The organism is Kushneria aurantia DSM 21353, assembly GCF_000382245.1.
Lineage (GTDB): Bacteria > Pseudomonadota > Gammaproteobacteria > Pseudomonadales > Halomonadaceae > Kushneria > Kushneria aurantia.
Map to the genome: position 1 here is coordinate 33,098 of NZ_KB907864.1, position 26,933 is coordinate 60,030.

23 protein-coding genes and 1 other RNA gene are annotated in these 26,933 nt (G+C 66.2%); 15 read left to right on the plus strand and 9 right to left on the minus strand.

From position 1 onward, the window contains the following. Position 1: 1 nt before the first annotated feature. Entirely contained in the window at positions 2 to 703 is a 702-nt protein-coding gene (locus H146_RS0103140) for a 3-deoxy-D-manno-octulosonic acid kinase (RefSeq protein WP_019950394.1), read from the minus strand. A 52-nt stretch (positions 704 to 755) separates the two neighbouring features. Between H146_RS0103140 and H146_RS18280 the strand changes: the two genes are divergently transcribed. Genes H146_RS18280 through waaA form a run of 3 tightly spaced genes read left to right on the plus strand, consistent with a single transcriptional unit; the run spans position 756 to position 4,622 of the window. Then, positions 756 to 1,886 (plus strand): glycosyltransferase family 9 protein, encoded by a 1,131-nt coding sequence (locus H146_RS18280; RefSeq protein ID WP_019950395.1) that lies wholly within the window; start codon positions 756 to 758, stop codon positions 1,884 to 1,886. After that, positions 1,879 to 3,330 (plus strand): bifunctional D-glycero-beta-D-manno-heptose-7-phosphate kinase/D-glycero-beta-D-manno-heptose 1-phosphate adenylyltransferase HldE, encoded by a 1,452-nt coding sequence (gene hldE / locus H146_RS0103150; protein WP_019950396.1) that lies wholly within the window; start codon positions 1,879 to 1,881, stop codon positions 3,328 to 3,330. Before H146_RS18280 ends, hldE begins: the two co-directional genes overlap by 8 nt. A gap of 8 nt (positions 3,331 to 3,338) precedes the next feature. Beyond that, the gene (waaA, locus tag H146_RS18285; protein ID WP_033195403.1) at positions 3,339 to 4,622 is read left to right on the plus strand and encodes a lipid IV(A) 3-deoxy-D-manno-octulosonic acid transferase; all 1,284 of its coding nucleotides are present in this window, start codon (positions 3,339 to 3,341) and stop codon (positions 4,620 to 4,622) included. A gap of 18 nt (positions 4,623 to 4,640) precedes the next feature. On the opposite strand, the gene rpiA is transcribed toward waaA, so the two are convergent. Further along, the gene (gene rpiA / locus H146_RS0103160; protein WP_019950398.1) at positions 4,641 to 5,330 is read right to left on the minus strand and encodes a ribose-5-phosphate isomerase RpiA; all 690 of its coding nucleotides are present in this window, start codon (positions 5,328 to 5,330) and stop codon (positions 4,641 to 4,643) included. Between the two features lie 202 nt (positions 5,331 to 5,532). Between rpiA and ilvA the strand changes: the two genes are divergently transcribed. Continuing rightward, positions 5,533 to 7,065, plus strand: coding sequence for a threonine ammonia-lyase, biosynthetic (gene ilvA / locus H146_RS0103165; protein ID WP_211213283.1), 1,533 nt, complete (start codon positions 5,533 to 5,535; stop codon positions 7,063 to 7,065). Between the two features lie 412 nt (positions 7,066 to 7,477). Here the strand turns inward: ilvA and H146_RS0103175 are convergent, their stop codons facing one another. From H146_RS0103175 to H146_RS0103180, 3 genes are all read right to left on the minus strand, one after another. Then, positions 7,478 to 8,227 (minus strand): 5-formyltetrahydrofolate cyclo-ligase, encoded by a 750-nt coding sequence (locus H146_RS0103175; protein WP_019950401.1) that lies wholly within the window; start codon positions 8,225 to 8,227, stop codon positions 7,478 to 7,480. Between the two features lie 2 nt (positions 8,228 to 8,229). Beyond that, a non-coding RNA gene (gene ssrS / locus H146_RS20545) (6S RNA) lies at positions 8,230 to 8,412 on the minus strand. Between the two features lie 204 nt (positions 8,413 to 8,616). Then, entirely contained in the window at positions 8,617 to 8,922 is a 306-nt protein-coding gene (locus tag H146_RS0103180; protein ID WP_019950402.1) for a cell division protein ZapA, read from the minus strand. 250 nt (positions 8,923 to 9,172) lie between these two features. Here H146_RS0103180 and H146_RS0103185 point away from each other — a divergent pair, with 250 nt between their 5' ends. Genes H146_RS0103185 through H146_RS0103200 form a run of 4 tightly spaced genes read left to right on the plus strand, consistent with a single transcriptional unit; the run spans position 9,173 to position 13,657 of the window. Then, positions 9,173 to 9,793, plus strand: coding sequence for a UPF0149 family protein (locus tag H146_RS0103185; RefSeq protein ID WP_019950403.1), 621 nt, complete (start codon positions 9,173 to 9,175; stop codon positions 9,791 to 9,793). A gap of 49 nt (positions 9,794 to 9,842) precedes the next feature. Continuing rightward, a complete protein-coding gene (gene pepP, locus H146_RS0103190) occupies positions 9,843 to 11,189 on the plus strand; it encodes a Xaa-Pro aminopeptidase (RefSeq protein ID WP_019950404.1) in 1,347 nt (448 codons plus the stop codon). Next, positions 11,186 to 12,412 carry a 2-octaprenyl-6-methoxyphenyl hydroxylase gene (ubiH, locus tag H146_RS0103195; protein ID WP_019950405.1) on the plus strand — a complete coding sequence of 409 codons (1,227 nt, stop codon included), beginning with the start codon at positions 11,186 to 11,188 and terminating at the stop codon, positions 12,410 to 12,412. Before pepP ends, ubiH begins: the two co-directional genes overlap by 4 nt. An 18-nt stretch (positions 12,413 to 12,430) precedes the next feature. After that, positions 12,431 to 13,657, plus strand: a complete 1,227-nt coding sequence (locus H146_RS0103200) for a UbiH/UbiF/VisC/COQ6 family ubiquinone biosynthesis hydroxylase (protein ID WP_019950406.1) — start codon at positions 12,431 to 12,433, stop codon at positions 13,655 to 13,657. Positions 13,658 to 13,706: 49 nt separating this feature from the next. Here the strand turns inward: H146_RS0103200 and H146_RS18290 are convergent, their stop codons facing one another. From H146_RS18290 to gpmI, 3 genes are read right to left on the minus strand one after another with little or no spacing between them, the layout of a single operon-like run. Then, complete coding sequence (locus H146_RS18290) at positions 13,707 to 15,101, minus strand: S41 family peptidase (protein WP_019950407.1); 1,395 nt, start codon at positions 15,099 to 15,101, stop codon at positions 13,707 to 13,709. Between the two features lie 38 nt (positions 15,102 to 15,139). Next, on the minus strand, positions 15,140 to 16,510 hold the full coding sequence (locus H146_RS20150; RefSeq protein ID WP_019950408.1) for a murein hydrolase activator EnvC family protein: 1,371 nt from the start codon (positions 16,508 to 16,510) through the stop codon (positions 15,140 to 15,142). Between the two features lie 12 nt (positions 16,511 to 16,522). Next, positions 16,523 to 18,070, minus strand: a complete 1,548-nt coding sequence (gpmI, locus tag H146_RS0103215; RefSeq protein WP_019950409.1) for a 2,3-bisphosphoglycerate-independent phosphoglycerate mutase — start codon at positions 18,068 to 18,070, stop codon at positions 16,523 to 16,525. 237 nt (positions 18,071 to 18,307) lie between these two features. On the opposite strand from gpmI, the gene H146_RS0103220 reads away from it, so the two are divergent. From H146_RS0103220 to H146_RS0103230, 3 genes are all read left to right on the plus strand, one after another. Further along, on the plus strand, positions 18,308 to 18,730 hold the full coding sequence (locus H146_RS0103220; RefSeq protein WP_019950410.1) for a rhodanese-like domain-containing protein: 423 nt from the start codon (positions 18,308 to 18,310) through the stop codon (positions 18,728 to 18,730). A 62-nt stretch (positions 18,731 to 18,792) separates the two neighbouring features. Further along, a complete protein-coding gene (secB, locus tag H146_RS0103225) occupies positions 18,793 to 19,317 on the plus strand; it encodes a protein-export chaperone SecB (RefSeq protein WP_019950411.1) in 525 nt (174 codons plus the stop codon). Positions 19,318 to 19,345: 28 nt separating this feature from the next. After that, on the plus strand, positions 19,346 to 20,062 hold the full coding sequence (locus H146_RS0103230) for a 16S rRNA (uracil(1498)-N(3))-methyltransferase (protein WP_019950412.1): 717 nt from the start codon (positions 19,346 to 19,348) through the stop codon (positions 20,060 to 20,062). Between the two features lie 20 nt (positions 20,063 to 20,082). On the opposite strand, the gene H146_RS0103235 is transcribed toward H146_RS0103230, so the two are convergent. After that, positions 20,083 to 22,590, minus strand: a complete 2,508-nt coding sequence (locus H146_RS0103235; RefSeq protein ID WP_019950413.1) for an EAL domain-containing protein — start codon at positions 22,588 to 22,590, stop codon at positions 20,083 to 20,085. A 194-nt stretch (positions 22,591 to 22,784) separates the two neighbouring features. On the opposite strand from H146_RS0103235, the gene poxB reads away from it, so the two are divergent. The 4 genes from poxB to ruvX all read left to right on the plus strand — a co-directional run bounded on the left by poxB (position 22,785) and on the right by ruvX (position 26,884). Then, entirely contained in the window at positions 22,785 to 24,524 is a 1,740-nt protein-coding gene (gene poxB, locus H146_RS0103240; protein ID WP_019950414.1) for a ubiquinone-dependent pyruvate dehydrogenase, read from the plus strand. Positions 24,525 to 24,728: 204 nt separating this feature from the next. Beyond that, entirely contained in the window at positions 24,729 to 25,685 is a 957-nt protein-coding gene (gshB, locus tag H146_RS0103245; protein ID WP_019950415.1) for a glutathione synthase, read from the plus strand. Between the two features lie 184 nt (positions 25,686 to 25,869). After that, the gene (locus H146_RS0103250; RefSeq protein ID WP_019950416.1) at positions 25,870 to 26,427 is read left to right on the plus strand and encodes a YqgE/AlgH family protein; all 558 of its coding nucleotides are present in this window, start codon (positions 25,870 to 25,872) and stop codon (positions 26,425 to 26,427) included. Beyond that, entirely contained in the window at positions 26,420 to 26,884 is a 465-nt protein-coding gene (gene ruvX / locus H146_RS0103255; RefSeq protein ID WP_019950417.1) for a Holliday junction resolvase RuvX, read from the plus strand. Before H146_RS0103250 ends, ruvX begins: the two co-directional genes overlap by 8 nt. Positions 26,885 to 26,933 lie beyond the last annotated feature (49 nt).

Sequence of the window (26,933 nt, forward strand, 5' to 3'; positions counted from 1 at the left end):
TCTAACCCGATTGATGGCCTGATCCGAATTGGTAGCCGTGAACCAGATGGAGCATCAGCGTTGCCGCCTGCTCCGGTGCAAATTTTTCCAGTGAGCGCTTCAGGCGCTCGAGATTGCGCTGCTGCCAGCGACCGGGCGGGCGCAGGCGGCAGCGGTCGAGATCGATCAGCCAGGGCTGCTCGTCGGCATCGACCAGAATATTACGGGCGTTGAGATCGATATGATCAAGACCGGCGCGGTGAAAGCGCGCGATCATCGCCCCGCAGGCGCTCAGCAGCGCTGCCGATTGCTCGCCGGCGCGGCGCTCCAGCCAGGCTGCCAGAGCGCGTGCTCCCGCGATGCGACGGGTGAGCAGGGCGGCCTGATAGCAGAGCCCAAGCGGTCCTTCGCGCCACAGGCAGGCCCCCACCGGCGCGGGCACCGGCAGCCCCTGCTTGGCCAGCTCGGCGAGCAGCCGATATTCGGCGAACGGTCGGCTGCGACGCTCGCCGCACCAGACGTAGCGTTTCTCGCTGAGATGGGCGATCAGGCCGCCGCGGCGGTAGTGGCGCAGTACCCACTCCTCTCCGGATTCGGCGCCGGGGCGTACGAAAAGGCTTTCGCCGCGCCCCGGCGCGTGGCCGCTGACGGCATCGCGCGAGCGCCACCAGGCGGCGCTGAAATGCGCCGGCTCGAGCGCCGGAGCGCCGGTTTGTGGCGCCATCCGGGGGTCGTATAGAATGTGTGCATTCGCTTTCCGGGAAGTCACCATTGGCATGAAGCATCCTCTGCCCGCGCGCCCTGCGCATATCTGCGTGCTGCGGCTCTCCGCTCTGGGCGATGTCTGTAACCTGGTTCCAACCGTGCGCGCCCTTCAGCGCTGCTGGCCCGACGCCCGTATCAGCTGGATCGTCGGCCGCGCCGAACACAGTCTACTGGCCGGGCTCGAAGGGGTCGAGTTCGTGGTCTATGACAAGCACAGCGGCGTGGCCGGCATGCGCGCGCTGTGGCGCGAGCTGGCCGATACCCGCTTCGATGTGCTGCTGCACATGCAGCAGTCGATACGCGCCAGCCTGCTGTCGCTGGGGCTCAAGGCGCGCGTGCGGCTGGGCTACGACCGCGAGCGCGCCAAGGATTGGCAGACCTTTTTTACTCACCGCCGGCTCGCTCCTCATCCGCGCGCTCACGTACTGCAGTCGTTCATGGATTTCGCCCGTGCGCTGGGGGTCGAGGATGACCGCCTCGAGTGGGGCATTCCGCTGCCCGACGCCGCCATTGGCGAAGCTCAGGAGTTCCTCGACGGCCGCCCGGCGCTGGTGATCAGCCCCTGCGCCAGCCCGCGACCGCGCAACTATCGCAACTGGACGGCGCAGGGCTATGCGGCGGTGATCGACCACGCCTGGCGTCGCCACGGCCTGACCACCTTTCTGACCGGCGGCAACAGCGACCAGGAGCGGGAAATGTGTCGCCTGATCCGCGCCGGTGTCAGCGAGGCCGAGCCGGTCGAACTGCTGGGGCGCACCTCGCTCAAGGGGCTGCTGGCGCTGATCGCCCGCGCCCGCGCGGTGATTGCGCCGGACTCCGGCCCGGTGCACATGGCCAACGCCATGCACACTCCGGTGGTGGGGCTCTACGCCACCACCAACCCGCAGCGCGCCGCCCCCTGGTGCTGGCGCGAGCAGGTGGTCAACCGCTACCCGGATGCGGTGCGTCACTACCTGCACCAATCGCCCGATGACATTGCCTGGGGTAGGCGGGTGCGCCACGAGGCGGCGATGTCGCTGATTACCGTGGATGATGTCACCGAACGCCTTGATGCGCTGCTGGCGCTCGGCCGCGATGGCGAAGACGACGCCTGCGACCCGATCGATGGCCGTAGTCTCTACCAGGAGAGCCCTGATGCCTGATCCTGCCGCTTTCGCCGGCACGCGCGTGCTGGTGGTGGGCGATGTCATGCTCGACCGCTACTGGCACGGCCCCACTTCGCGCATATCGCCGGAGGCACCGGTGCCGGTGGTGCGCGTCGATGACGCCGAGGACCGCCCGGGGGGCGCCGCCAACGTGGCGCTCAACATCGCCGCTCTGCAGGGCGGCGTAACGCTCGCCGGATTGATCGGTCGCGACGACAATGCCGCCATTCTCGACCGCCTGCTCGCTGCCGCGGGGATCGACAGCTGCTTTCAGCGCAGCTTTGATCTGCCCACCATCACCAAGCTGCGGGTGATGAGTCGCAACCAGCAGCTGATTCGTCTCGACTTCGAGTCGCCGCTGGGTGAAGTGAGCACTGACGAACTGCTGGCGGTTGTCACCGAGCGGCTTGTCGGCAGTGACCTGATGATTTTGTCGGACTACGGCAAGGGCACGCTGGCACAGGTGCAGGCACTGATCGCCGCGGGTCGGGCGGCCGGCAAGCGGGTTTTGATCGACCCCAAGGGCCACGATTTCTCTCGCTATCGCGGTGCCAGCATCATCACCCCCAACCTGGCCGAGTTCGAGGCGGTAATGGGGCGCTGCGACAGCGACGAGACGCTGGCCGAGCGTGGCGAGGCGCTGCGCGCCGAACTGGCGCTCGAAGCGCTGCTGGTGACCCGCAGCGAGCGCGGCATGACGCTGATCCGCGAGGGGCAGCCGCCGCTGCATCTGGCCACCCGGGCGCAGGAGGTGTTCGACGTCACCGGTGCCGGCGACACCGTGATCGGCGTGCTGGGGCTGGCGCTGGCGGCCGGTGCTACACTGCCCGATGCCATGCTGCTGGCCAATCTTGCCGCCGGGCTGGTGGTGGCCAAGCCGGGCACCGCCACGGTCAGCGCCGAGGAGTTGCAGGCGGCGCTGCACGCCGAGCACGGCGAAGCTCCCGACCACGGCGTCATCGCTCCCGCAGCGCTGGCTTCGGCGGTGCGACTGGCGCGCGCCCACGGCGAGCGGGTGGTCATGACCAACGGCTGTTTCGACCTGCTGCATGCCGGCCATGTCAGCTACCTTGAACAGGCGCGCGCGCTGGGCGATCGGCTGATCGTGGCGGTCAACGACGACGCCTCGGTGCGCCGCCTCAAGGGCGAGGGGCGCCCCATTACGCCGCTTGCGCAGCGCATGGCGGTGCTGTCCGGGCTGCGCGCGGTGGACTGGGTGGTGCCCTTTGCCGAGGAGACCCCGGCGGCCCTGATCGAGACACTGTTGCCCGACATCCTGGTCAAGGGCGGTGACTATCGCGTCGAGCAGATCGCCGGTCACGAGGCGGTGCTCGCCGCTGGTGGCGAGGTGCGTATTCTGGGTTTCGAGGCGGGACTGTCGACCAGTGCCACCATCGCTTCCATCGTCGGGCGGTCGCCGCCGCGACACCACGACGAATAGGCGCCGGCGTGTCGAGAAAACTCTACAGTGCGTTGCTCTATCTGCTGGCGCCGCTGATCTGGCGCCGCGTGCGCCGCGAGCGCATGACCGGCCGGCCGCGCGGCGAGCGGCTGGGCCATATTGCCGATATGGCCGGCGAACGGGTGCTGTGGCTGCATGCCGCCTCATTGGGCGAGGTGATGACCGCCCGCCCGCTGATCCGCGCGCTGATCGATGACTATCCCGAGCACCGGGTCGTGATCACGACCATGACCGTCACCGGCGCCGAGCGGGTCAACGCGCTGTTCGGCGATCTGGTGACCCACTTCTTCATACCGCTCGATTTTCCCGGTGCCACGAGACGCTTTGTGGAACGGCTGGCACCGGAGATTGCCATCATCGTCGAAACCGAGCTGTGGCCCAATCTGATCCATGCCTGTTCGCTGCAGGGCGTGCCGGTTACGGTAGTCAATGCCCGTATCACCGAGCGCGGTTTCCGGCGCTATCGCCGTTTCGCCGGCCTGATGGTGCCCGTTATTCGCCAGCTGAGCTGGGTGGGGGCCAAGTCCGGCGAGGATGCTCAGCGTTTTCGGGCGCTGGGCGTGCCGGCGCGACGCATCAATGTGACCGGCGCGCTCAAGTTCGATCTGCAGCTCGACGCCCAAAGCGTTGCGGCGGGCAGGCAGCTGCGCGAGGCTTTCGGCGACCGCCCGGTATGGGTGGCGGGCTCCACCCACGAGGGCGAGGAGAGTCAGCTGTTGCGTGCACACGCCACGCTGCGTCAGCGCTTCCCCGACGCGCTGCTGGTGCTGGTGCCGCGCCATCCGCAGCGCTTTGACGAGGTCGACGCCCTGTGTCGCAGGCAGGGCCTGGAGGTGGCAAGGCGCAGCGCCGGCGACACCGTCGGCGCCACTACGGCGGTTTATCTGGGCGATACACTGGGCGAGCTGATGGCGCTTTACGGCGCCGGCGACATCGCCTTCGTCGGCGGCAGCCTGGTGGATATCGGCGGCCACAACCTGCTGGAGCCGGCGGCGCTGGGGCGAGCGGTCATCAGCGGGCCGTCGCTTTCAAGCCTGGGCGACGTACTCGACATGCTCGAAAAGGGCAGAGCGCGGCTCGAAGCGCGCGATGCCGACGAACTGGGCCGGACGCTGGTGGCACTGATCGGCGACGACGACCGCCGCACCGAGCTGGGCGAGCAGGCGCGGGCGGTGGTGGCGGCCAATCGCGGCGCGCTGGGCCATACTCGAAGTTACCTGGCGAAGCTGATTCTGGCCCAGGAGCTTGATCGGCCGCTGCCCGAGGAGTGACGCCACGATGACCGGTCGTCAACGGGCTCGGGGCGACAGTCGCTCGACCCTGTTGTCGCCGCCCAGCAGCAGCAGATCGGCACCGCGATGGGCGAAGATGCCGTTGGTGACCACGCCGGGAATCTGGTTGATGGCGGTTTCCAGCTCGCGCGGGTTGTCGAGCATGCGATCGTGAAGGTCGATCAGCTGGTTGCCGTTGTCGGTCACCACCCCCTGGCGATAGACCGGGCTGAAGCCCATGCGTACCATCTCCCGCGATACCCAGGAACGGGCCATGGGGATGACCTCGACCGGCAGCGGAAAACCGCCCAGCTGTGCGACGTACTTGGAACTGTCGGCGATACAGATAAAGCGCGCCGAGCAGGCGGCGACGATCTTCTCGCGCGTCAGCGCTGCACCGCCGCCCTTGATCATGGCGAAGTCGTGATCGATCTCGTCGGCACCGTCGATGTAGAGCGGCAGCGTTCCGGCGCTGTTGAGGTCGATGACCTCGATGCCCAATGCGCGAAGCTGCTGTGCGCTCTCCTCGGAGCTGGCCACCGCGCCGGCGAATTCACCCACGAGCGGTGCCAGTGCGGCAATGAAGCAGTTGACGGTCGAGCCGCTGCCGACGCCCAGAATGGTACGTCGATCGAGATGCGGGCGAATCTCTTCGATCGCGGCGGCGGCGACCGCTTGCTTGAGCGCTGTCGGGTCCTGAGCTGTCATGATGTCTCCGGGGCTTTGGCTGGCGCGGCGCTCGATAATGGTGATGTTCGCGAGCGGGCGATGAAGCGTATCATGGATGCCTCGACGGGCAGTATCGCTCGCCGGGGTATTGATCGGGCAACCGCCAGCGCCTTCTCTACTTCGTCGGCAGTGTTTCACGTGAAACATCGGCGACACGACACTCCCTGCCACAGACCGGATTATCACTCTGGATACGACAATGCTGGAAGCCTACGCCAAGAGAATTCTCAAGGCCCGCGTCTACGAGGCGGCGGTCGAGACGCCGCTGTCGGCGATGCCGCTGCTGTCGCAGCGTTTCGATAACCGCATTCTGCTCAAGCGTGAGGACCTGCAGCCGGTCTACTCCTTCAAGATTCGCGGTGCCTACAACCGCATGGCGCAGCTCACCGAAGCGCAGCGCGCCTGCGGTGTGATTACCGCCTCGGCGGGCAACCACGCCCAGGGGGTATCGCTGGCGGCGCAGCGCATGGGTATCCAGGCCACCATTGTCATGCCGCGTATCACCCCCGAGATCAAGATTGCCGCAGCGCGCGCCCGGGGTGCCCGAGTGGTGCTCAAGGGTGACGCCTTCAGCGAGGCGTTGACTCACGCCATGGCGCTGATGGAGGCGCACGGCTACAGCTGGATTCCACCCTTCGATGACCCGGACGTGATCGCCGGTCAGGGCACGGTAGCCATGGAGGTGCTGCGCCAGAACCCCGGGCCGATCGATGCCGTCTTCGTTCCCGTCGGTGGCGGTGGCCTGCTGGCCGGCATGACGGCCTATATCAAGTATCTGCGGCCCGAGATTCGGGTCATCGGCGTCGAGCCGGAGGACGCCGCCAGCCTCAAGGCGGCGCTGGAGGCGCGCGACCGGGTCACCCTCGATCAGGTCGGCCTGTTCGCCGAGGGTGTTGCGGTGGCGCAGATCGGTGAGGCGCCGTTTGAGATTCTGCGCGATCACGTCGATGAGGTAATCACCGTCAACACCGACGAGATGTGTGCGGCGGTCAAGGATATCTTCGAGGACACCCGCGCGGTGTCGGAGACCTCCGGCGCGCTGTCGCTGGCCGGGCTCAAGAAGTACGCGCAGCGCCCCGAGGTCAGCGATCGCACCCTGATCGCTGTCAACACCGGCGCCAATCTCAACTTCGACCGCCTGCAGCACATCGCCGAGCGCACGCAGCTGGGCGAGCAGCGCGAAGCGATCCTGGCCGTGACTATTCCCGAGCGGCCGGGCAGCTTCAAGGCGTTCTGCCGCACCCTCGGCCGTCGCATGGTGACCGAATTCAACTATCGCTACGCCGATGACCGCGAGGCGCACATCTTCGTGGGCGTGCAGGTCAATCCGGGTGGCGACGATCGCCACGAACTGGTCGCGCGCCTGGGTCAGCACTATGCGGTGGAGGATCTCACCGACAATGAGCTGGCCAAGCTGCATATTCGCCATCTCGGCGGCGGCCGGCCGCAGGCGCCACTCCATGAACGCCTCTACCGCTTCGAGTTCCCCGAGCGTCCCGGGGCGTTGATGAACTTTCTCAACCAGCTGCCGGAGGGCTGGAACATCTCGCTGTTTCACTACCGTAACCACGGCGCCGCCTACGGCCGGGTGCTGATCGGCATGCAGGTGCCGGCCTCCGATGGCGCCACGCTCGAGCAGCGCCTCGACGAGATCGGCTACCGCTACTGGCACGAAACCGATAATCCCGCTTATCGGCTGTTCGTCTCGGGATAGATCAGAGGCCGTGGCCTTCACTCCGCGCCAGCGCCTGTAGTTGGAAATGCCTGCACGAGCTGCGTCTAATCCGCGCATGGGGTCGCTTTTGTGCGTTCAGAATATTGTGCCAGTGGCGGCGGCGCTCCTATGATAATGCCGCCGGCGTCATGGCGCCCGGCGTGGGGTGAGACAGCGATATTTTCGGAGCGGCAATGAGACGTAAACCCGATCTGGTGACGGCACTGGTGGTTATTGTGGGACTTGGCGTGGTGGTCACCGGTTATGCCCAGAACGTGATGGGGATGTAGAGGTTTCAAGGGATGAGCGCGGGCGGGTTACGGCCGCGTGGTTACCCGCTGAAAAGGAGCGCAACGCGACAGGCGTTGCGCTCCTTTTTTATCGAACAGTGCTCTATAACCAATCGCTGTCGTTAATCGTCAACGCGCAGCACTTCACGGTCGCTGGCGATCAGGTCGAGACCGACATCCCAGGGCTGTGCCGGCAGCGCGCTGACCTGCTGGCAGGCGTGTGCCACGCCGATCAGTACGGGGCGAGTGCTGCGGTAACGCTTGAAGGCGAAGGTGCGGTCATAAAAGCCGCCCCCCATGCCCAACCGATGGCCCTGGCGGTCGAAACCGACCAGCGGCATCAGTACCACATCCAGCATCTCGGGGCGCACGCGTCGGTGGCGTGCGGCGCTCTGGCGCAGCGATGGCTCGGCGATCTGAAAACGGTTGAGGGTCATCTGCGTGTCCGCCATCAGGCGTACGAACCACAGGCGATTCTCGACCAGCGGCCGCAGCACCGGCAGATAGATCTCGGCGCCGCGCTGGTGCAGCCAGTCGATCAGCGGCCGGGGGTCGATCTCGCCGCCCTCGGGCAGATAGAGCGCCACCCGACGAGCGCGTCGGAGCTCGGCCAGGCGCATCAGCCGGCGGGCAAGCATCAGTGCGGCACGCCGCTGTGCACGGACGTCAAGCTCGCGGCGACGGCGGCGCAGCTGGCGGCGCAACTGCTGACGTGCATCGACGGCATGCGGGTCGGGTTGCAGCGGCTCGGCTGCGGTGGCGTTCGTGGTGCTCAGGGGAAAGCGTTGCAGGGGCGGTGTATAGCGGGTAGCGCGTGGGCGTCGGCGACGCAGGCGCGAGTGGCCGGCAGGGAGTGCACAGCGCACGGACATGAAAGTTCTCCGGAAGTGCCGCTGTTGTTTGGGCCCTTGAACCTATAGGTTCAAGGCGGGTGGCCGCAAGCGAACCGTCAGGCTTTCCGTCGCGCGGACATGCACACGGGTTCGCTTATCTGGCCCCCTAGGTACTGCGCATAGGCTCGAGGGACTACAACAACTGGCGAACACCCCAGAGAACGTCATTATTCTAACAGAGATATGCCGCTTGCGCGCACCTCCTGACCTTTAAGGAAGCGCTGAATAAATCGCCGAACGAGATGAAGGGCAAGGCGCACGGAACGCAGAAAGCGAGACATAACATGGGGTTAGGCGAGCTCGCGAGTGCCGCGCAACGTAGCCATTCGCTCGTGCAGGCATTTATGCAGTGGTTCCTTAACAGCGCTTCAGTCACGCGGCGTGTTGCTGCCCTCCAGCGCCTGCTGCAAACGCTGGTCGAGACGTTCCAGGCGCGACTCGAGTTCGCGACGCCGCAGGGTTTCGCGCAGCAGCTCATGGCTGATGTTGAGGCCGGCCATCATGGCGACCTTGTCGACGCTGATGGTCCGCCCGCGGGTCTGAATGCCGTTCATTGCCTTGTCCAGATAGCGCGCCGCCTGGTGCAGCTCCTCCTCCTCACCGGGGGCGCAGCTGACGACGAACTTCTGACCCATCAGGGTGATTTCAGCGGTCTGACGAGGACCTTGCGACATGTGATGACTTCCAGGCGGGCCAACGGCCGACCGTTTACGCTAAAATGGTGGGCACTGACAGGGACGCCGACCGCCGTTACGCGCGTAACGGCCCTGGTTCCGGCACCCGTTGCCCACTATAGAGAGCCGGTCGGAAGCGGTCAACGCGCCCGCACGCCGGCCGGCGGGGCGGTATACATCCACTTCGAGGGGGCGTCGGGGAGGGCAATGCATCTCCCGCGAACGACCTCACTTGCATCCGGGAGCCCGCATGGCGAGCGCCGAGTCCCAACCCGATTTTTCCACTATCAGCGATATCTTTCTGGCGCATGGCAGCCTGCAGTCGCCGGCCTTTCTCGACGGCTATCTGTGTGCCCGGCTGGCGCTGGACGATGTCGATGCCGAGAACTGGCTTTTGCAGGTATGCGCCAGTCTGGGCGTCGAGGAGCCCGCCACCCGCGAGGATGGCGAGATGCTGCTGGCGTGGCGCAAGCGCACCCGCGAGCGCCTCGATGCCCAGGAGATGAGCTTCGAACCGCTGCTGCCCGATGAGCTTTTTACCCTCGCCGAGCGCGCTCAGTCGCTGGCGCTGTGGTGCCAGGGCTTTCACGAGGTGGTCAGCGAAACGGACAGCGATCGACGCGACAACTGGTCGGCCCAGCTGCGCGAAGGGGTAGAGGACATCGAACGCCTGAGCCGCATCGATACCGAACTGGAGGAGGACGGCGACAATGAGGACGACCTGCTGGCGCTGACCGAGCACGCCCGTATGACGGCGCTGCTGCTCTATATCGAGGAGCATCCCGGCCGACCGGACGTCGAGCAGCCGCCGGAGGGAACCGCTCAACAGCTGCCGGATAGTCACGACAGCGATGGCAGGGGACCGCACTGAGCCGTTCCTGCAACCCTGCAAACCCTGTGACAAGCGATGGGAGTCGTTCATGGAGGAGCTGAGCGCGCCGGCGTCGATCGGCGTCGAGACGTATCGCGCGCGCCGCGACAGGCTGATGCGCAGCCTGCCGGCCGACAGTGCCGTGCTGATCCCGGCCGGACAGCTGCAGCCGCGCAGCGGCGATGCCGACTATCCCTTCCGCCAGCACAGCGATTTCCACTATCTATGCGGTTTTCCCGAGCCGCAGGCGTGGCTGGTACTGCTGCCCGGTCGTCAAGCGGGCGCCGCGGTGCTGCTGTGCCGAGGGCGCGACCCGGATGCCGAGACATGGACCGGGCGACGGCTCGGCCCGCGCCGGGCGGTGAGCGACTATGGCCTCGACGAGGCGCGGGAGCTCGATGAGTGCGACGCCGCTCTTGATGAGTTGCTTGACGGCCGCCGCAGCCTTTACCTGCCGCTCGACGACGAGCGTTCGCGGACGCTGGCGCTGGCAACACGCCGGCGGCTCGTGGCGCGCGAGCGCGACGGCGCGGTGGCGCCTTCCCGACTGGTCGACGTGACCGAACTGATTCACGACCAGCGGTTGATCAAGTCCGATGCCGAGATCGCGATCATGGCCCACGCCGGCGCGATAAGCGCCCGCGCCCATCGGCGGGCGATGGCCGAACTGCGGCCGGGCATGTTCGAGTATCAACTGCAGGCCCACATCGAACACGAGTTTCTGTTGCACGGCGCGCGCTCGCCGGCCTATGACACCATCGTCGGCGGTGGCGCCAACGCCTGCGTGCTGCACTACTGCGACAACGCGGCGGTGCTGCGCGACGGCGAACTGGTGCTGATCGACGCCGGCGCCGAGTACGCCCTTTATGCCGGCGATATCACCCGCACCCTGCCGGTCGGGGGGCGCTTTCGCGAGCCCCAGCGCCAACTCTACGAGATCGTACTGGGGGCTCAGCAGCGGGCGCTGCGCGCGGTGCGCCCGGGGGTGCGGTTGCGCGACATTCACGATGGTGTCGTGGCCGACCTGAGCGCTGGCCTGGTGGCGCTGGGGCTGCTCGAAGGGCCGGTCGAACGGGTCATCGCCGAGGGCCACTACAAGCGCTTTTTTCCCCATGGCACCAGCCACTGGCTGGGGCTCGACGTGCACGACGCCGGCGCCTATCGGGTGGATGGCGAGTCCCGGGCGCTGGCGCCGGGCATGGTGCTGACCGTCGAGCCCGGTCTCTATATTCCCGACGACCCGGACATTCCCACGCCCTGGCAGGGCATTGGTATCCGCATCGAGGATGACGTGGTGGTCACCGCAGAGGGCAGCAGGGTGCTGACCGCCGACGTACCCAAAAGCGTCGCCGAGATCGAGGCACTGATGGCCATCGGCCGGGAGCGGACCCCATGAGCGAAGCGGCGCAGGTCGATATGGACCGGGTCGATGTGGCGATCGTCGGGGGCGGTCTGGTAGGCGCCAGCTTCGCTGCGGCACTGGCGCCGCTGATCGCGTCGCATGGGCTGAGGGTGGCGGTGATCGAGGCCAATCGCCTCGCTATCGGTGGCGCTCAGCCGAGCTTCGATGAGCGCTCCAGCGCCATCGCGCTGGGCTCGCGCCGCCACTTCGAGACGCTGGGGCTGTGGTCGGCGCTGGCGCCGCGGGCGGCGGCGATCCGTGACATCGATGTCAGCCAGCGCGGCGCGCTGGGCCGCGCCCGGCTGTCGCATCGCGATGTCGGTACCGAGGCACTCGGCCATGTGCTGCCCAACGCCCTGCTGGGCGAGGTGCTGCACCGCCGCCTTGCCGAACTGCCGCTCGACTGGCGCTGCCCGGCGCGGGTCGAGGCCATCGCGCCGCAGGCCCGGGGCTATCGCCTGCAGCTCGATGACGGCAGTCGGCTGGAGGCGGATCTGACGGTGTTGGCCGATGGCGGTCGCTCGCCGCTCAAGCGCCTGCTGGGAATCGAGACTCGGCATCACGACTATCGGCAGCATGCGCTGATCGCCAATGTCGAGACCGCCCGCGACCATCAGGGATGTGCCTTCGAGCGTTTCACCGCCGATGGCGCGCTGGCGCTGCTGCCGCAGGCCGAGCGGCGCATGGCGCTGGTCTGGAGCCGTGCGCCGCAGCGCCTGGAGGTCGTGCGTGGTCTCGACGACGACGCCTTCCTCGACGCCCTGCAGCGCGAATTCGGCACGCGCCTGGGGCGCTTTTTGCGCGTCGGCAGTCGCCATGTCTACCCGCTGGCGCTCTCCCGCGCCCGCGAACAGAGCCGCCCGCATCTGGCGGTGCTGGGCAACGCCGCCCACGCTATCCATCCCGTCGCCGGCCAGGGCTTCAATCTTGCGCTGCGCGGCGTGATGGATCTCGCCGCCGCCGTCGAGACGGCACTACAGGCCGGTCGCACGCCCGGCGAGGCGGCCACCCTGGCGGACTTCGAGCGCCGCCGCGGCGACGATCGTGACCTGATTGTGCAGGCCAGCGACGCTCTGGTGCGGCTTTTCGACCTGCGCCTGCCCGGCGCCGCCGGCGCGCGCGGCGCCGCGCTGGGGCTTTTCAACCTCGCCACGCCGCTCAAACGATCGCTGGTGCGTCGCGCCATGGGACTGGAACGGCGCGCCGGCGTCGACTGATATCGCAAGGAGGGCTTGATGACGTTCGATATGGCGATCGTCGGTGCCGGTCCGGTGGGAGCGGCGCTGGCGCTGGCGCTGGGTGAGCGGGGTTTCGACGTGGCGCTGCTCGATGCCGGCAGTATGGCACCGGGCTGGCAGGCCGAGCGCATTGATGCGCGGGTCAGCGCCATCACGCCCGCTTCGCAGCGGCTGCTCGAACGGCTGGGCGTCTGGTCCGGCGTGTTGGATCGGCGCCTGTCGCCCTATACCCGGATGCGGGTATGGGACGGCGAGGGCAGCGGCGAGATCGCCTTCGACGCCGCCGAAATCGATGCGCCGGCGCTGGGGCATATCGTCGAGAACAGCGCGCTGCGCGATGCGCTGCTGGGCCGTCTCGAAGCCTGTGACGGCGTCACCCTGCTGGCGCCGGCGCGGGTGACCGCATGCACACCGGCAGCGGGCGGTCGCTGCCTCGAGCTGGCCGACGGCCGACTCCTTCACGCCGCGCTGGTCGTCGGTGCCGATGGTGCCCGCTCCAGGCTGCGTGAGCTGACCGGGCTGGGCTGTCACGAATACGACACGGGGCAGAGTGCCATCGTGACCACGGTTCACCACCGCCACGATCACCAGGGCTGCGCGCGTCAGCGCTTCATGCGCAGTGGGCCGCTCGCCTTTCTGCCGCTGGCTGTCGCGGGCCGCCGCCAGGTGTCGTCGATCGTCTGGTCGCTGGATAACGCGCGCGCCGAGACATTGTCCATGCTCGATGACGAGGCGTTCAGTCGCGAGCTGGCGCGGGATTTCGAGCTGCCTGCGGACGATATCGAGGGTATCGAAGCGCGCCACGTTTTTCCGCTGACCCAGCGCCATGCGCAGCGCTATGCCGACGAAGGCGTGGTGCTGGTAGGGGATGCGGCGCACAGCCTGCATCCGCTGGCCGGGCAGGGGGTCAACCTTGGCTTTCACGACATCGCCGTGCTCACCGAAGAGCTGGAGAGGGCGGCGCAGCGGGGCGCGGCGCTGGGCGATCTGCGCGTGCTGTCGCGCTATTCGCGCCGTCGGCGCGGCGACAACGCTTTGATGCTGACGCTGATGGACGCCTTTCGGCTCGGCTTTGGCACCACTGCGCCGCTGGTGCAGGTGGTGCGCAATGCGGGGCTCTCGATAACCGGCCGCTCGGCGTTGGCGCGGCGCTTTCTGATGCAGCAGGCGATGGGCGATCGCGGCGAGCTGCCGGCATTGATGCGGCCTTTCGAACCGGTCTGATCGCGCCGATGTTTCACGTGAAACATCGGCGCTGCAGGGTGGCGGTGTCTCAGCGACTGTCGCCGCCGGATTCGGCCGCCGTACCGGCGGCTGCGTCGCTCTCTTCCGAGTTATCATGCTGGCGCAACCCGCTCTGGCGGAAAACGTTGATGCCGCGCAGCAGGTTGAGCGCCTCGCCCAACTGGTAGTCCTCGGTGGCGATGGGGGACTCCGGTAACGCTGGCGCGTCATCGCTTTGTTCGGCGTTCTCCAGATGGCCGCGCAGGTCGGCCTCGCGAATCCCCGGGCCGCCCTGTTCGAGTTCCAGCCGTCCCGACTGCACCACGACATCCGGGGCGATGCCCTCGGCCTGAATGGAGCGTCCGCCGGGGGTGTAGTAAAGGGCCGTAGTGAGCTTGATGCCGGTGCCATCACCCAGCGGCATCACCGACTGTACCGAGCCCTTGCCGAAGCTCTCGGTGCCCAGCACCACGGCGCGATGGTGATCCTGCAGGGCGCCGGCGACGATCTCGGCGGCCGAGGCGCTGCCGCCGTTGATCAGCACTACTATTGGCGTGTCGGGCAGTGCGGTCTGCGCCTTCGCCTCGAATTCGAGGCTGGCATCGGCCAGCCGCCCTTCGGTATAGACCACCAGACCGCCGTCGAGGAACAGGTCGGAGACGCCCACCGCGGCATCGAGCAGGCCGCCGGGATTATTGCGCAGGTCCAGCACCAGGCCCTGCAGCTCTCCCTCTGCCTGGAGCCCCTCGATCGCCGCCTGCGCCTCCTCGGCGGTATCGCTCTGGAACTGGCTGATGCGCAGGTAGCCGTAGCCGGGGCGCAGCACGCGCGAGCTGACGCTGTCGGACTCGATGTTGGCGCGCTCCAGCGTCACCTCGACAGGCTCCTCGGTGCTGTCGCGCAGCAGGGTGAGGCCGATCTCGCTGCCCGGCTCGCCGCGCATCAGTCTGACGGCTTCCTCCAGCGACATCCCGTCGGTGGGCTGGCCGTCGATGGCGACAATCACATCCTGGGGCTGCAGGCCGGCGCGGGCAGCGGGGGTATCGTCGATCGGCGAAATGACCGTCAGTCGGCCATCCTCCATGCCCACTTCGATGCCGATGCCGCCGAAGGCCCCCTCGGTCATCTCCTGAAGGTTGCCGAAGGCGTCCTCGTCGAGATAGTCCGAGTGCGGGTCGAGCCCGTGCAGCATGCCGCGCATGGCGTCGCGCAGCAGGGTGCGGTCGTCGATCTCCTCTACCCAGGCACGTTTGATCTGTTCAAAGACCCGCCCCAGAGTGCGGATATCTTCCAGCGGCAGCGCCGCGTCGGCGCTCGCCGCCGGTGCAGTGCTGCCGGGTTCGGGGGCGGTTGTCGTCGGAGCGGGCTGTGACTCGGCGCCGGCTGCGGGAGCGAGCGTCAGCGCCGTGGCGAGCAGCAGCGTCGAGGTGAGGTAGCGCGACATGGAAACTCCCTGTGAAGCGTGTGGACAGGGTGCGGCCGCTATCTCGCGGCCAGCCAGCCGTCCGGGTTGATCGTATTGCCGGCGCGACGCACTTCAAAATAGAGCGCCGGTCGCGACAGTCCGCCGCTATCACCGACATAGCCCAGCACGGCGCCGCGTTCGACGCGGTCGCCCTCGGCGACTGTCAGCCGCTGCTGGTGAGCGTAGAGCGACAGCACGCCGCCGTGATCGATGATCACCAGATAACCAAAGCCGCGCATCCAGTCGGCGAACACCACCTGGCCGGCAGCAGCGGCGTGAACCGGCGTACCGGCGCTGGCGGCGATCATCACGCCATTGCGGTTGAGTCCTTCTCCCTGACCGTAGGCGGAGATCATGCGCCCCGCCACTGGCCAGCGCGAACTGCCGCTGCCGCTGGCGCGGTGGGTTACCGGCGGCGCACTGGCGGGGGGTGGCGAGGCGGTGGACGATGACGCGGGCGGCTCGCTCACCGCAATGCGTTCGTCGCTGTCGCTGGCGCTGATGTTCATCTCTTCATCGCTGAGCTGGTTCTGTGCCTGACGTTGCGCTTCGGCCTCGCGACGGGCCTGTTCCTGTCGCTGCTGCTCGAGGCGCGCCTGCTCACGGCGTTCACGTTCGCGTCTTTCCCGTTCACGTCGCGCTGCCAGCTCACGCTCGAGGCGTTCGACCAGCTGCTGCGCTTCGGCGCGGTCGCTCTGCAGGCCGTCAAGACGTGACTGCCCTTCGCTGTAACGCTGATCGAGTGCCGTCAGCGCCTGTTCGCGCGTCCGGCGCTGCTCGGCCAGCCGGCTCTGGCGCTCGTTGAGTTCGGTGCCGACCTCTTCCAGCCGCGCCTGGCGGGTGGCGATATCGCGGCGGTTCTGCTGAAGCGCTGCTGCCAGTTCGCGCAGCCGCTGCAGTTGTTGGGTGCGTGCCTCGTTGAGGCGATTGAGATAGCGCTGGTAGCGGTCGATGGCGGCGGGGTCCTGATCACTCAGCAGCAGCTTGAGGCGCGGCTGTTCGCCCAGCTTGTAGAGCGCGCGAATCTGCTCGGCGAGCGCAGCGCGCTGCGCCTCGAACTGCGTGTTCAACGACTGCTGGCGCGTTTCGAGCTGCGCCAGCGCGTCGTTGAGCTCGTCACGTTGGGTGTTGAGCTCCTGTAGTCGCTGATGCGTGTCGGCCAGCGCTCGTTCGGCCTCCTCCAGCTGCTGGCGGGCCTCGCTGCGCCGGGTATCGGTCTGCGCCAGCTGCCGCTGCGCCTGTTCGACGCTGTCGCGAATCTCCTCGAGCTCCGCGCGGGAGGCATTGAGTTCGCTGGCCGCCACCGGCAGTGACAGCAGAAGGCCGGACAGCAGAACGCCCGGCCAGCGCCGTAGCCGGCGAGAGACGAAGGATTTGAAGGGCGGCACGCCTTGTATCGCTCAGCTGAAGTCGAGCAGCACCCGGCCGGTCATCTCTTCCGGCGGCGTCTGCCCCATCATGGCCAGCAGGGTGGGGGCAAGATCGCACAGCCGGCCGCCTTCGGCCAGCCGTGCGTCGCGGCTGCCGACATAGACCAGCGGTACCTGAAAGGTGGTGTGGGCGGTCTGCGGTTTGCCGGTCTCGGGGTCGACCATCTGTTCGGCGTTGCCGTGGTCGGCAGTCACCAGACAGGCGCCGCCGGCCCGCTCGATCGCCTCGATAACCCGACCCAGGCACACATCGACCGCCTCGATCGCTTTGGTGGCCGCCGCCAGGTCGCCGGTGTGGCCGACCATATCGCCATTGGCGTAGTTGCAGATCACCATGTCGAAGCGCCCCGAGTCGATCGCTTCGACAAGCCGGTCGGTGACCTCGAAGGCGCTCATTTCGGGTTTTTCGTCGTAGGTTTTAACGTCGCGCGGCGAGTCGACGAGAATGCGCTCCTCGCCGTCGAAGGTCTCTTCGCGGCCGCCGGAGAGAAAGAAGGTGACGTGGGCGTACTTCTCGGTTTCGGCGATACGCAGCTGGGTCAGCCCCTGCGAGGCGACGAATTCGCCCAGGGTGTTGGGCAGCTCCGCCGGGGGAAAGGCGACCGGCACATCGAGGTCGTCGGCATACTGCGTCATGGCGACAAAGTGCACATCGGGCGTGCGGTCGCGCTCGAAGCCGTCGAAATCGGGCGCGGCAATGGCTTTCGCCAGTTCGCGGGCGCGGTCGGCGCGGAAGTTGGCGAACAGCACCGCGTCGCCATCCTCGAGACGCACCGGCGCGTCGCCGTCGCGCAGGCTGGTGGCGGTGACGAACTCGTCACTTTCGTCGCGGGCGTAAGCCGCTTGCAATGCCTTTGCGACATTGTGCTCGACGTGTTCGGCGTCGCCGTTGACCACCAGTCGCCAGGCCTCTTTTACCCGCTCCCAGCGGTTATCGCGGTCCATGGCGTAGAAGCGGCCAACCATCGAGGCCACGTATCCCACCCCTTGCTGGCGCAGCAGGCCGTCGGCGCGCAGCAGCGAGTCATGAGCGCTCTGCGGCGCCGTGTCGCGGCCGTCGAGGAAGGCGTGGATATAGATTCTCCGCGCGCCACGCGCCTGCGCCAGTTCGGCCAGCGCCAGCAGATGGTCCTCGTGGCTGTGCACGCCGCCGGGTGACAGCAGCCCCATGATGTGAACCGCCCGGTCGTCGCCGACTGCGGCATCGATAGCGCCGGTCAGGGCCTCGTTGCGGCCCAGCTCATCGTCACGGATGGCTTTGGTGATACGGGTCAGGCTCTGGAATACCACACGGCCGGCGCCGATGTTCATGTGGCCGACTTCGGAGTTGCCCATCTGCCCCTCGGGCAGGCCGACGTTTTCGCCGTCGGTATGGATCAGGCTGTGCGGGTGCTCGGTCTTCAGGCGGTCCATTACCGGGGTATCGGCGGCAGCAACGGCGTTGTTGCGCTTTTCGGGGTTGTCGCCGTAGCCATCGAGAATCAGCAGGGCGACCGGGCGAGGTTGTGCATCGGACATGATGGGTCCCTCTCAGTGCGAATGAAGCCCGGCGCCATGGCCGCATGGTTCGAAAGGCGGGCGGCCGGGATGGATAGTGCCGTCATGATAGCCTGGCAGCGCCCTGTCATCATGCCGATACCGGGTGGATCTGCGACGGGACGGACGTTGCCCCGACGCTCGTGTATACTGGGCGCGCCTTGCGGGCGAGGCCGCGCGGGCGTGACACCATCGATACGACCGGGACGAGAGATTTTCATGATCGACCAGCTGCTGGAGTTTGCCCAGAACCACCTTTTTCTGGTGGGCGCCTTTGTTGTGGTGCTGCTCGCCTGGCTCTCCTTTGAAGCGCGGCGCAGCGCCTCCGGCGGCGTCAGCTGCGGCGAGGCGACCGGCCTGATCAATCGCGATGACGCCGTGGTGCTCGACGTGCGCGAGGCAAAGGAGTTCAAGGCCGGTCACATCGCCGGGGCGGTCAATATTCCGGCCGACAAGCTCGACAGCAGTATGAACCGGCTGGAAAAGCATCGCGACAAGCCGATCATTGTGGTGGACAAAATGGGCCAGCACAGTGGTGGCGTGGTCACGAAGCTGCACAAGGCCGGTTTCGACGGCGCGCGGCGTCTCAAGGGCGGCCACTCGCAGTGGCAGGCCGACGGTCTGCCGGTGGTCACGCGCTGACAGCGCCTTCTGCCGTCCGCATCCGTACATTACGATTTGCACACCCAACAGGATAGAGCCGCATGTCGGAAAACAACGCTACCGGAAACAACACCGGCAACGATGCCAGCCAGAATAGTGCCAACGGCGAACAGGGCAGCAACGCCGGCAACGTCCAGTTCGCCCTGCAGCGTATCTACGTCAAGGATATCTCCTTCGAGGCGCCCAACTCGCCGGCCATCTTCCAGCAGAAGTTTCGCCCCCGGGTCAAGCTCGACGTCGATAACGATCACACCAGCATTGGCGACGGCGTCTACGAGGTGAGCGTGAAAGTGACCGCTCACGTCTACAACGGCGACGAAGAGACCACCGCTTTTCTCGCCGAAGTGCATCAGGCCGGCCTGTTTGCCATTGCCGGGCTGAACGAGGCGCAGCTCGACCACACCCTGGGCGCCTTCTGCCCCAACGTGCTGTTCCCCTACGCGCGCGAGTGCATCGACAACCTGGTGGGTCGCGGCACCTTCCCGGCGCTGATGCTGTCACCGGTCAACTTCGAGGCGCTCTACGCCCAGAAGAAGCAGGGTCAGCAGCAGAAGGCCGACGCCTGAGCGTTGACCGCCGCGACGAGGCCGCCGCATGCGTATTCACGTTCCCGCTGCGCTGGCCGTTGGCGAGCGCCTGACACTGCCGGAGGCGGCAGCACATCATGTGGCGCGCGTCATGCGCCGGCGCGAGGGTGATCAGCTCGTCCTTTTTGACGGCTTTGGAACGGAAGTGGGTGCTCACATCGTGTCGATCGCCCGTCGCGAAGTTATTGTGCAGCTCGATGAACAGCGCGAGGCGCTACCGGAGTCGCCGCTGGCGGTCCACCTGGGGCTGGCAGTGGGCAAGGGCGATCGCATGGACTTCGCCATTCAGAAGTCCACCGAGCTGGGCGTCACTGCGATAACGCCGCTCTACACCGATTTCGGCGACGTGCGTCTGAAGGGCGAGCGGGCGCAGAAGAAGCTGGACCACTGGCGTGGCGTGGCGGTCAGCGCCTGCGAGCAGTGCGGCCGCGCAACCCTGCCGCAGATTCATCCTGCCACGCCGCTGGCCGATTGGCTGGGCGCGCGTCGCGAGGCGCTGCGGCTGGTGCTGCATCCTCATGGGAGCGGTGATGCCCTGCCTGGCCGGGCTCCGGAAAATGCTGCCGTACTGATCGGCCCCGAAGGCGGGCTGAGCGATACAGAGTTGGCAAGCGCTCACCAACAGGGCTTTGCCGGCTGGATTCTGGGGCCGCGTATACTGCGCATGGAGACGGCGCCGGTGGTGGCACTGTCGCTTTTACAGGTGCGCTACGGCGATCTCTGAACGCTTCCGGGTCTCTTCTTTCAAGCGCGCCGGATCAGCCAGTTGGTGGTAAACGTCGCGGCATTGGCCGGTCGTCCGAACAGAAAGCCCTGAATAAGCTGCACCGGGAAACGTGCCAGGGCGTCGAGCTGTTCATGGGTTTCGACCCCCTCCGCCACCACCTGCAGATCGAGCCCCTCGGCCAGACCGGTGACCGCCGCCAGAATGGCTTCGCTGCCGCGGCGGTTGCCTTCGGTCAGCGCCTGAATGAAGGTGCGGTCGATCTTGAGGGTGGTGATCGGCAGATCCTGCAGATAGCTGAGCGACGAGTAGCCGGTACCGAAGTCGTCGATCGCCACCCTATGGCCCAGATCGCGCAGTGCTTCCAGTGCCGTGATGGCCTGCTGATGCCTGTCGAGCAGAGTGCTCTCGGTCAGCTCGAAGCTGATCAGTTCGGCGGGGATGGCGAACGCTTCGAGGCGGGTGCGGATGTCGTCGATCAGATCGTGCTGCCAGAACTGCCGGGGGGAGAGGTTGATCGCGATCGGTACCGGCTCGAGGCCTGCCGCAAGCCAGTCGTGGAGCTGCTGCAGGACCTGGTCCAGCAGCCGCTGGCCGAGTTGCAGAATCAGCCCGGCGCTCTCGGCCAGCGGAATGAATTCGCCCGGCGATACCTGGCCCAGCTGCGGATGATGCCAGCGCATCAGCGCCTCGGCACTGTACAGCCGGCCGCTGTCGCGCTCGAACAGCGGCTGATAGTAAGCCTCGATTCCCTCGCCCTGCGCCAGGCTTTCGCGCAGTGCGGTCTCCAGTGTCATGCGCCGGTTGTTGTGAAACTCCATGTCGCTGCTGTAAAGGCGCCAGGTGTTGCGCCCCTCGCGCTTGGCGCGATACATGGCGGCGTCGGCGTGCTGGATCAGCGTTTCGGCACTGTTGGCGTCCGAGGGGTAGAAGCTGACGCCGAGGCTGCAGCCCACCCGCACCTGGCGGCGGCGCAGATCGAAGGGGGCGCTGATGGCGTCGATCATGCGGCGCACCACGCTCACCGCCTCGTCGACGCCGCCGACGTTGGGCAGCAGGGCGATGAACTCGTCGCCGCCCAGCCGTCCCAGGCTGTCGTCGTCGCGCAGGCAGTTTTCCAGCCGCCGCGCAACCAGCGTCAGCAGCTCGTCGCCGGCGGCGTGGTCGAGGGAGTCGTTGATCTGTTTGAAGTGATCGAGATCGATGAAGACCACTGCCAGCTGCTGCGAATGGCGCCTGGCGTGGCGGGTCGCCAGCGACAGACGGTCCTCGATCAGCCGCCGGTTGGGCAGCCCGGTCAGGGCGTCATACCAGGCCAGGTGGTGGACTCGCTGTTCGTTTTCGCGCACCTGGGTGATATCGCTGAACATGGCGGCGAAGTGGCTCGTCTCGCCCGCCTCGTCGTAAATGGCGGTGACGGTCAGCATCTCCAGGTAGAGCTCACCGCCCTTGCGTCGGTTCCAGATTTCGCCGCGCCAGTAGCCGTGCTGGTGCATGGCGTGCCACATATTCTGATAGAAGTCGGCGTTCTGGCGCCCCGAGGAGAGCAGGCTGCCCGGGGTGTGGCCCACGGCCTCGTCGAGTTCATAGCCGGTGAGATGGGTGAAAGCCGGATTGACGAACTCGATGCGCCCCCCGGCATCGGTGATCATGATGCCCTCCAGCGTCGACTCGATGACCTGCTCCGCCAGTCGCAGGCTCTGCCGCGACTGCCTGATGGCCGAGTCGTGTTGTTCGAGCGTATCGCGCAGCGTGTCAAGATGGCGGTACTCTTCGGTGGAGATAATGTCGGCGAACCCCAGGATGCCGATCACCTCTTCGCTGTCGTCGAGTACCGCAAGGTGGCGCAGCCGGTGGTGAATCAGCCGGTCACGAGCGTTGATCAGTGCCTCGTCCCGGTTGATGCTCAGCAGCGGCCGGCTGGCCAACCGGCCTATTGCCATGTTGCCCGGGTAACTTGCCACGAAGCGTACCAGGTCGCGCGTGGTCAGGATGCCCAGATGGTCGTCGTAGCGAACGATAACGGCATCACAGGCAGGAGAGGTGCGCATGCGTTGCACCGCCTCGCTCAACGGCAGGGAGGCTGCCAGGGTCAATGGTGCGCTGCGCATCGCATTTTCCACCTTGCGCAGGCGAAGATAGCTCTCCAGCCCCTTTTCGAGCGCAATATCGTTGCGCGAGACGATACCCAGTGGCGTCTCGTCGTCATCGACCACCAGCAGGTGTCGGATTCCCTTTTCATCAAATATCCGAGCGGCGGTATCGATCGTGGCGTGCGGCTTGATGCTGGTGATCGGGCTGCTCATGACCTGCTCGACAGGGCACTGGGCTGCGCCAGGGTCGGCGAAATCCACCATCAGCGCATCCTGCTCGGTCCAGATGCCCAGCACCTCGTCTCCCCGGGTGATCAGCATCGAGCTACAGTAACGCTCACTCATGCGCACGGCGGCGTCACTCAAGCGCGTTCCCGCCGGGCAGCGCAGCAGTGCGGTTTTCATGATGCTTGCAACGTATGCGGGTTCGGTCATGGTAGTGCCCGGGCTACAGAAGCGGCCTGTTTCGACGGCTAAATGGGGTTTGGGAAGTTATAGCGCTGAAGCGCCTGCGAAGGTTGTCCGCCCGGTTATATCGGCGCCCAATCTTTCTACTAAAGTGTAATCAGGGCGCGACCTTTGTAGTAGACCTTTTCGAAGGCGCCACGATCGATTACAGGGAGTATCGGATGAGTGATTATACCGTTGCCGACATGATGGTCCGCACGCTGTCGCGGGCTGGTGTCGAGAACATCTGGGGGCTGCCGGGAGACTCGCTCAACGGGTTGACCGAGAGCCTGCGGCGCCAGCAGCAGATGACATGGCGCGGCGTGCGCCATGAAGAGGTCGCCGCACTGGCGGCCGGCGGCGAAGCCGAGGCGCGCGAAGGGCTGGCGGTATGTGCCGGCTCCTGCGGGCCGGGCAATCTGCATCTGATCAACGGCCTCTATGAGGCCAAACGCGCCCGCCTGCCAATGCTGGCGATCGCCGCGCAGATCCCCTCCAGCGAGGTGGGGCTGGGCTATTTTCAGGAGACCCACCCGGAAAATCTCTTCAAGGAGTGCAGCGACTACTGCGAACTGATCAGCCATCCGGAGCAGGCGCAGCGTGTGCTCGAGACCGCCATGCGCACCGCCATTCTGGAAAAGAGCGTGGCGGTCGTCGTCATCTCCGGTGACGTGGCGCTGCAGCCTGCTGTCGAGCAGAAGATGCAGTGGAGTGCCCCGGTGCCGGCGGTGCCGGTGCCCGCCGAGGCGGAACTGGATGAGCTGGCAGCGCTGATCAACGACGGCCAAAAGGTCGCCATGCTGTGTGGCGCGGGTTGCGCCGGCGCCCACGATGAGGTGGTGGCGCTGGCCGAGCGGCTCAGGGCACCGATCGTGCATGCGCTGCGCGGCAAGGCGTGGCTTGAATACGACAATCCTTATGATGTCGGCATGACCGGCCTGATTGGCTTCAGCTCCGGCTATCACACGCTCAAGGAGTGCGATTTCCTGATCATGCTGGGAACCAACTTCCCTTACCGTGACTTCTTCCCCGACCACGGCCGCATCGTGCAGATCGATCTGCGTTCCGGCCACCTGGGTCGTCGCAGTACGCTGCTCAAGGGGCTGACGGGCGATGTGAAGGCCACTCTCACGGCGCTGCTGCCAAAGCTTGCGGAGAAAAGCGACAGCGAGTTTCTCGATCACGCTCTCGAGCACTATCGAAAAGCGCGCGAGGGGCTGGATGAGCTGGCTACACCCGCTGCTACCGGCGAGCCGCTGCATCCGCAGTATTTGACCGCTCGCATCAGCGAACTGGCGGCCGAGGATGCCTGGTTCACCGCTGATGTGGGCACGCCTACCATCTGGGCGGCGCGCTATCTGAAGATGAACGGCAAGCGCCGGCTGGGGGGCTCTTTCATGCATGGCTCGATGGCGGTGGCGATGCCGCAGGCGATGGGGGTACAGCTGGCCCATCGCGAGCGTCAGGTGGTGTCGCTCTCCGGCGATGGTGGCATCAACATGCTGATGGGCGATCTGATCACGCTGGCCGAGCAGCAGCTGCCGGTCAAGGTGGTGGTCTACAACAACGAGACGCTGGGCTTCGTGGCGATGGAGATGAAGGCCGCCGGCTACGTCGATGAAACCACCGATCTGCCCCGTACCGACTACGCCGGACTGGCCGAGTCGCTGGGCATCAAGGGCATTCGAGTGCGCAGCTCGGAGCAGCTTGACGATGCCCTGCGCGAGGCCTTTGCTCATGACGGCCCGGTCATCGTCGACGTGGCCACTGCCAAACAGGAGCTGTCGATGCCGCCGGCCATCGAGGCACAGCAGGCGAAGGGTTTCAGTCTCTACATGATGCGGGCGGTGATGAGTGGCCGCGGCGACGAGGTGATCGACCTGGCCAAAACCAACTGGGTGAGTCGCTGGTTCAGGAAATAGATTGCTTTGTTGGTAAGCGCTTGCATATCTTGAGAGCCTCATAAAAAAGACCCCGACAGTCGAGCTGCCGGGGTCTTGTGCGTTTTATCCGCAGAGAGGATGTAAAGCACAGGGCGGTATCGCCCTGGCCGACATCGCCCCCCTGCGTCATACTGGAGGCCATTTGCTGCCGGTCGCCTACCGGCCTGAACGCTGGAGTAGCGCATGAGCGACACCTCGTTGAAAATCGCCGTGGTGATGGACCCCATCGACCGGGTGGCGTGGAAAAAGGACACCACCCTGGCGCTTCTATGGGCGGCGAAGCGCCACGGCCACCGCCTCTACTACCTGGAGCCGGACGATCTCTACCTGAAAAACGGCCGTGCCATGGGGCGGCTACGCTCGCTCGAGGTGTTCGAAAACGATCCGCAGCACTATTACGCGCTGGGAGATGTAGAAGCCGGTCCGCTGGCGGATATGGACGTGATTCTGATGCGTCAGGACCCGCCGGTGGATGTCGACTTCAATAACGCCGTGCATCTGCTGGGGTTTGCCGAGCGCGAAGGGGTGCTGGTGGTCAATCCGACCCGGGCGCTTTTGACCTGCAACGAAAAGCTTTACGCCCAGCAGTTTCCGCAGTGCCTGGTGCCGACGGTGGTCTCCAGCAACGACGCCGTGCTGCGCGAGTTCCACGCCGAGCAGGGCGATACCATCTTCAAACCCCTCGATGGCATGGGCGGCAGCGGTATTTTTCATATCGCCCCGGATGGTCGCAATATCGGCTCGGTGATCGAGCAGCTGACGCGCCGGGGTGCCCAGCAGATCATGGCGCAGCGCTATATTCCCGAGATCAGCCGTGGCGATACCCGCATTCTGCTGATCGACGGCGAGCCGGTGCCCTATGGCCTCGCCCGCATCCCCAGCGCTGGTGAGGTGCGCGGCAACCTGGCCGCCGGTGGCCGCGGTGAGGCGCGCGAGCTGACCGAGCGTGACCGCTGGCTGGTCGCTCAGGTGCAGCCTTCGATTCGGGAGATGGGCCTTGTGTTCGTCGGCCTCGATGTGATCGGCGATTACATCACCGAGATCAACGTCACCAGCCCTACCTGTGCGCGCGAGATCGACAGCCAGAAGGGGACCGATATTGGCGGTATGCTACTGACGGCGATCGAACGGCGTTTCTGAACCGCGGCTGGTGCGCTGCGCTGCCGCAGTCGGCCCTCTTGCGTCAGGATGTTATACTGAATGTTATTACACCCCTGACGCCCATATATTGCTACCGGGTGCTGCGCCCGGTGGCTCCCCTGTTCTGATCGGCACGGCTGCCCGGGCGCAGCCGTGCGTTCCTGCGTCGCGACCCGGGAGGCTCATGCAAGGTTTACGCGATCATTTTCTCATGGCGATGCCCCATCTCGAGGATGACAACTTCGCGGGCTCGCTCACCTACATTTGCGATCATGACGATAACGGCACCCTCGGGCTAATGCTCAACCAGCCCATGGAGCTGACCCTGGAGGGACTGTTCGAGCAGCTCGAAATCGACGCCTCGGGCTGTGATGAGCTCAGCACAGCGGTGCTCAGCGGCGGGCCGGTGCACCGTGAACGCGGCTTTATTCTGCACAGCGGCAGCCCTGAGCAGTGGGACTCCAGTATCCGCACCGGCGACAATCGGGCGCTGACCACCTCGATGGATATTCTGCACGCCATTGCCGCCGGGCGCGGGCCTTCGAGCTTTCTGGTCTGCCTCGGCTGTGTGGGCTGGGAGCCGGATCAGCTGGCGCGTGAAATGAAGGACAACACCTGGTTGACGGTGGAGGCCAGCGACGAGGTGCTCTTTCATACCCCTGCCGCTGCCAGACTGGACGCCGCTGCCGGCCGCCTGGGGGTGGACCTGCGCCTGCTGTCGCGGGAAGCGGGTCATGGCTGACAGCGCCTCGGAGCGGCGGCTGGTGCTGGCCTTCGATTTCGGCACCCGTCGCATCGGCGTGGCGGTGGGCAACGAACTGCTCGGCAGTGCCACGCAGCTCGAGCCGCTTGTCGCCCGGGACGGTATTCCCGACTGGTCATGCGTAGCGGCGCTTGTCGAGGAGTGGCAGCCCGACCTTTTCGTGGTGGGCCTGCCGCTCAACATGGACGGCAGCGAGTCGGAGATGAGCCTGCGCGCGCGCAAGTTCGGCAGGCGGCTGCATGGCCGTTACGGTCGGCCGCTCGAGATGTTCGACGAGCGTGGCTCAACCCGCGAAGCCAAGCGCATCGCCCATCAGGCCGGCCATAGCGGTAATTACCGCCGCGACAGTGTCGACGGTATCGCTGCTGAGCTGATTCTCACCGGCTGGTTCGAATACCAGTCTCACGGCCAGCGCCTTCATATGCCTCGTCCTTGACGCGACTCTCTTCCGAAGTAAGCGCCCACCTCGCCGCTTTGATTTCTCC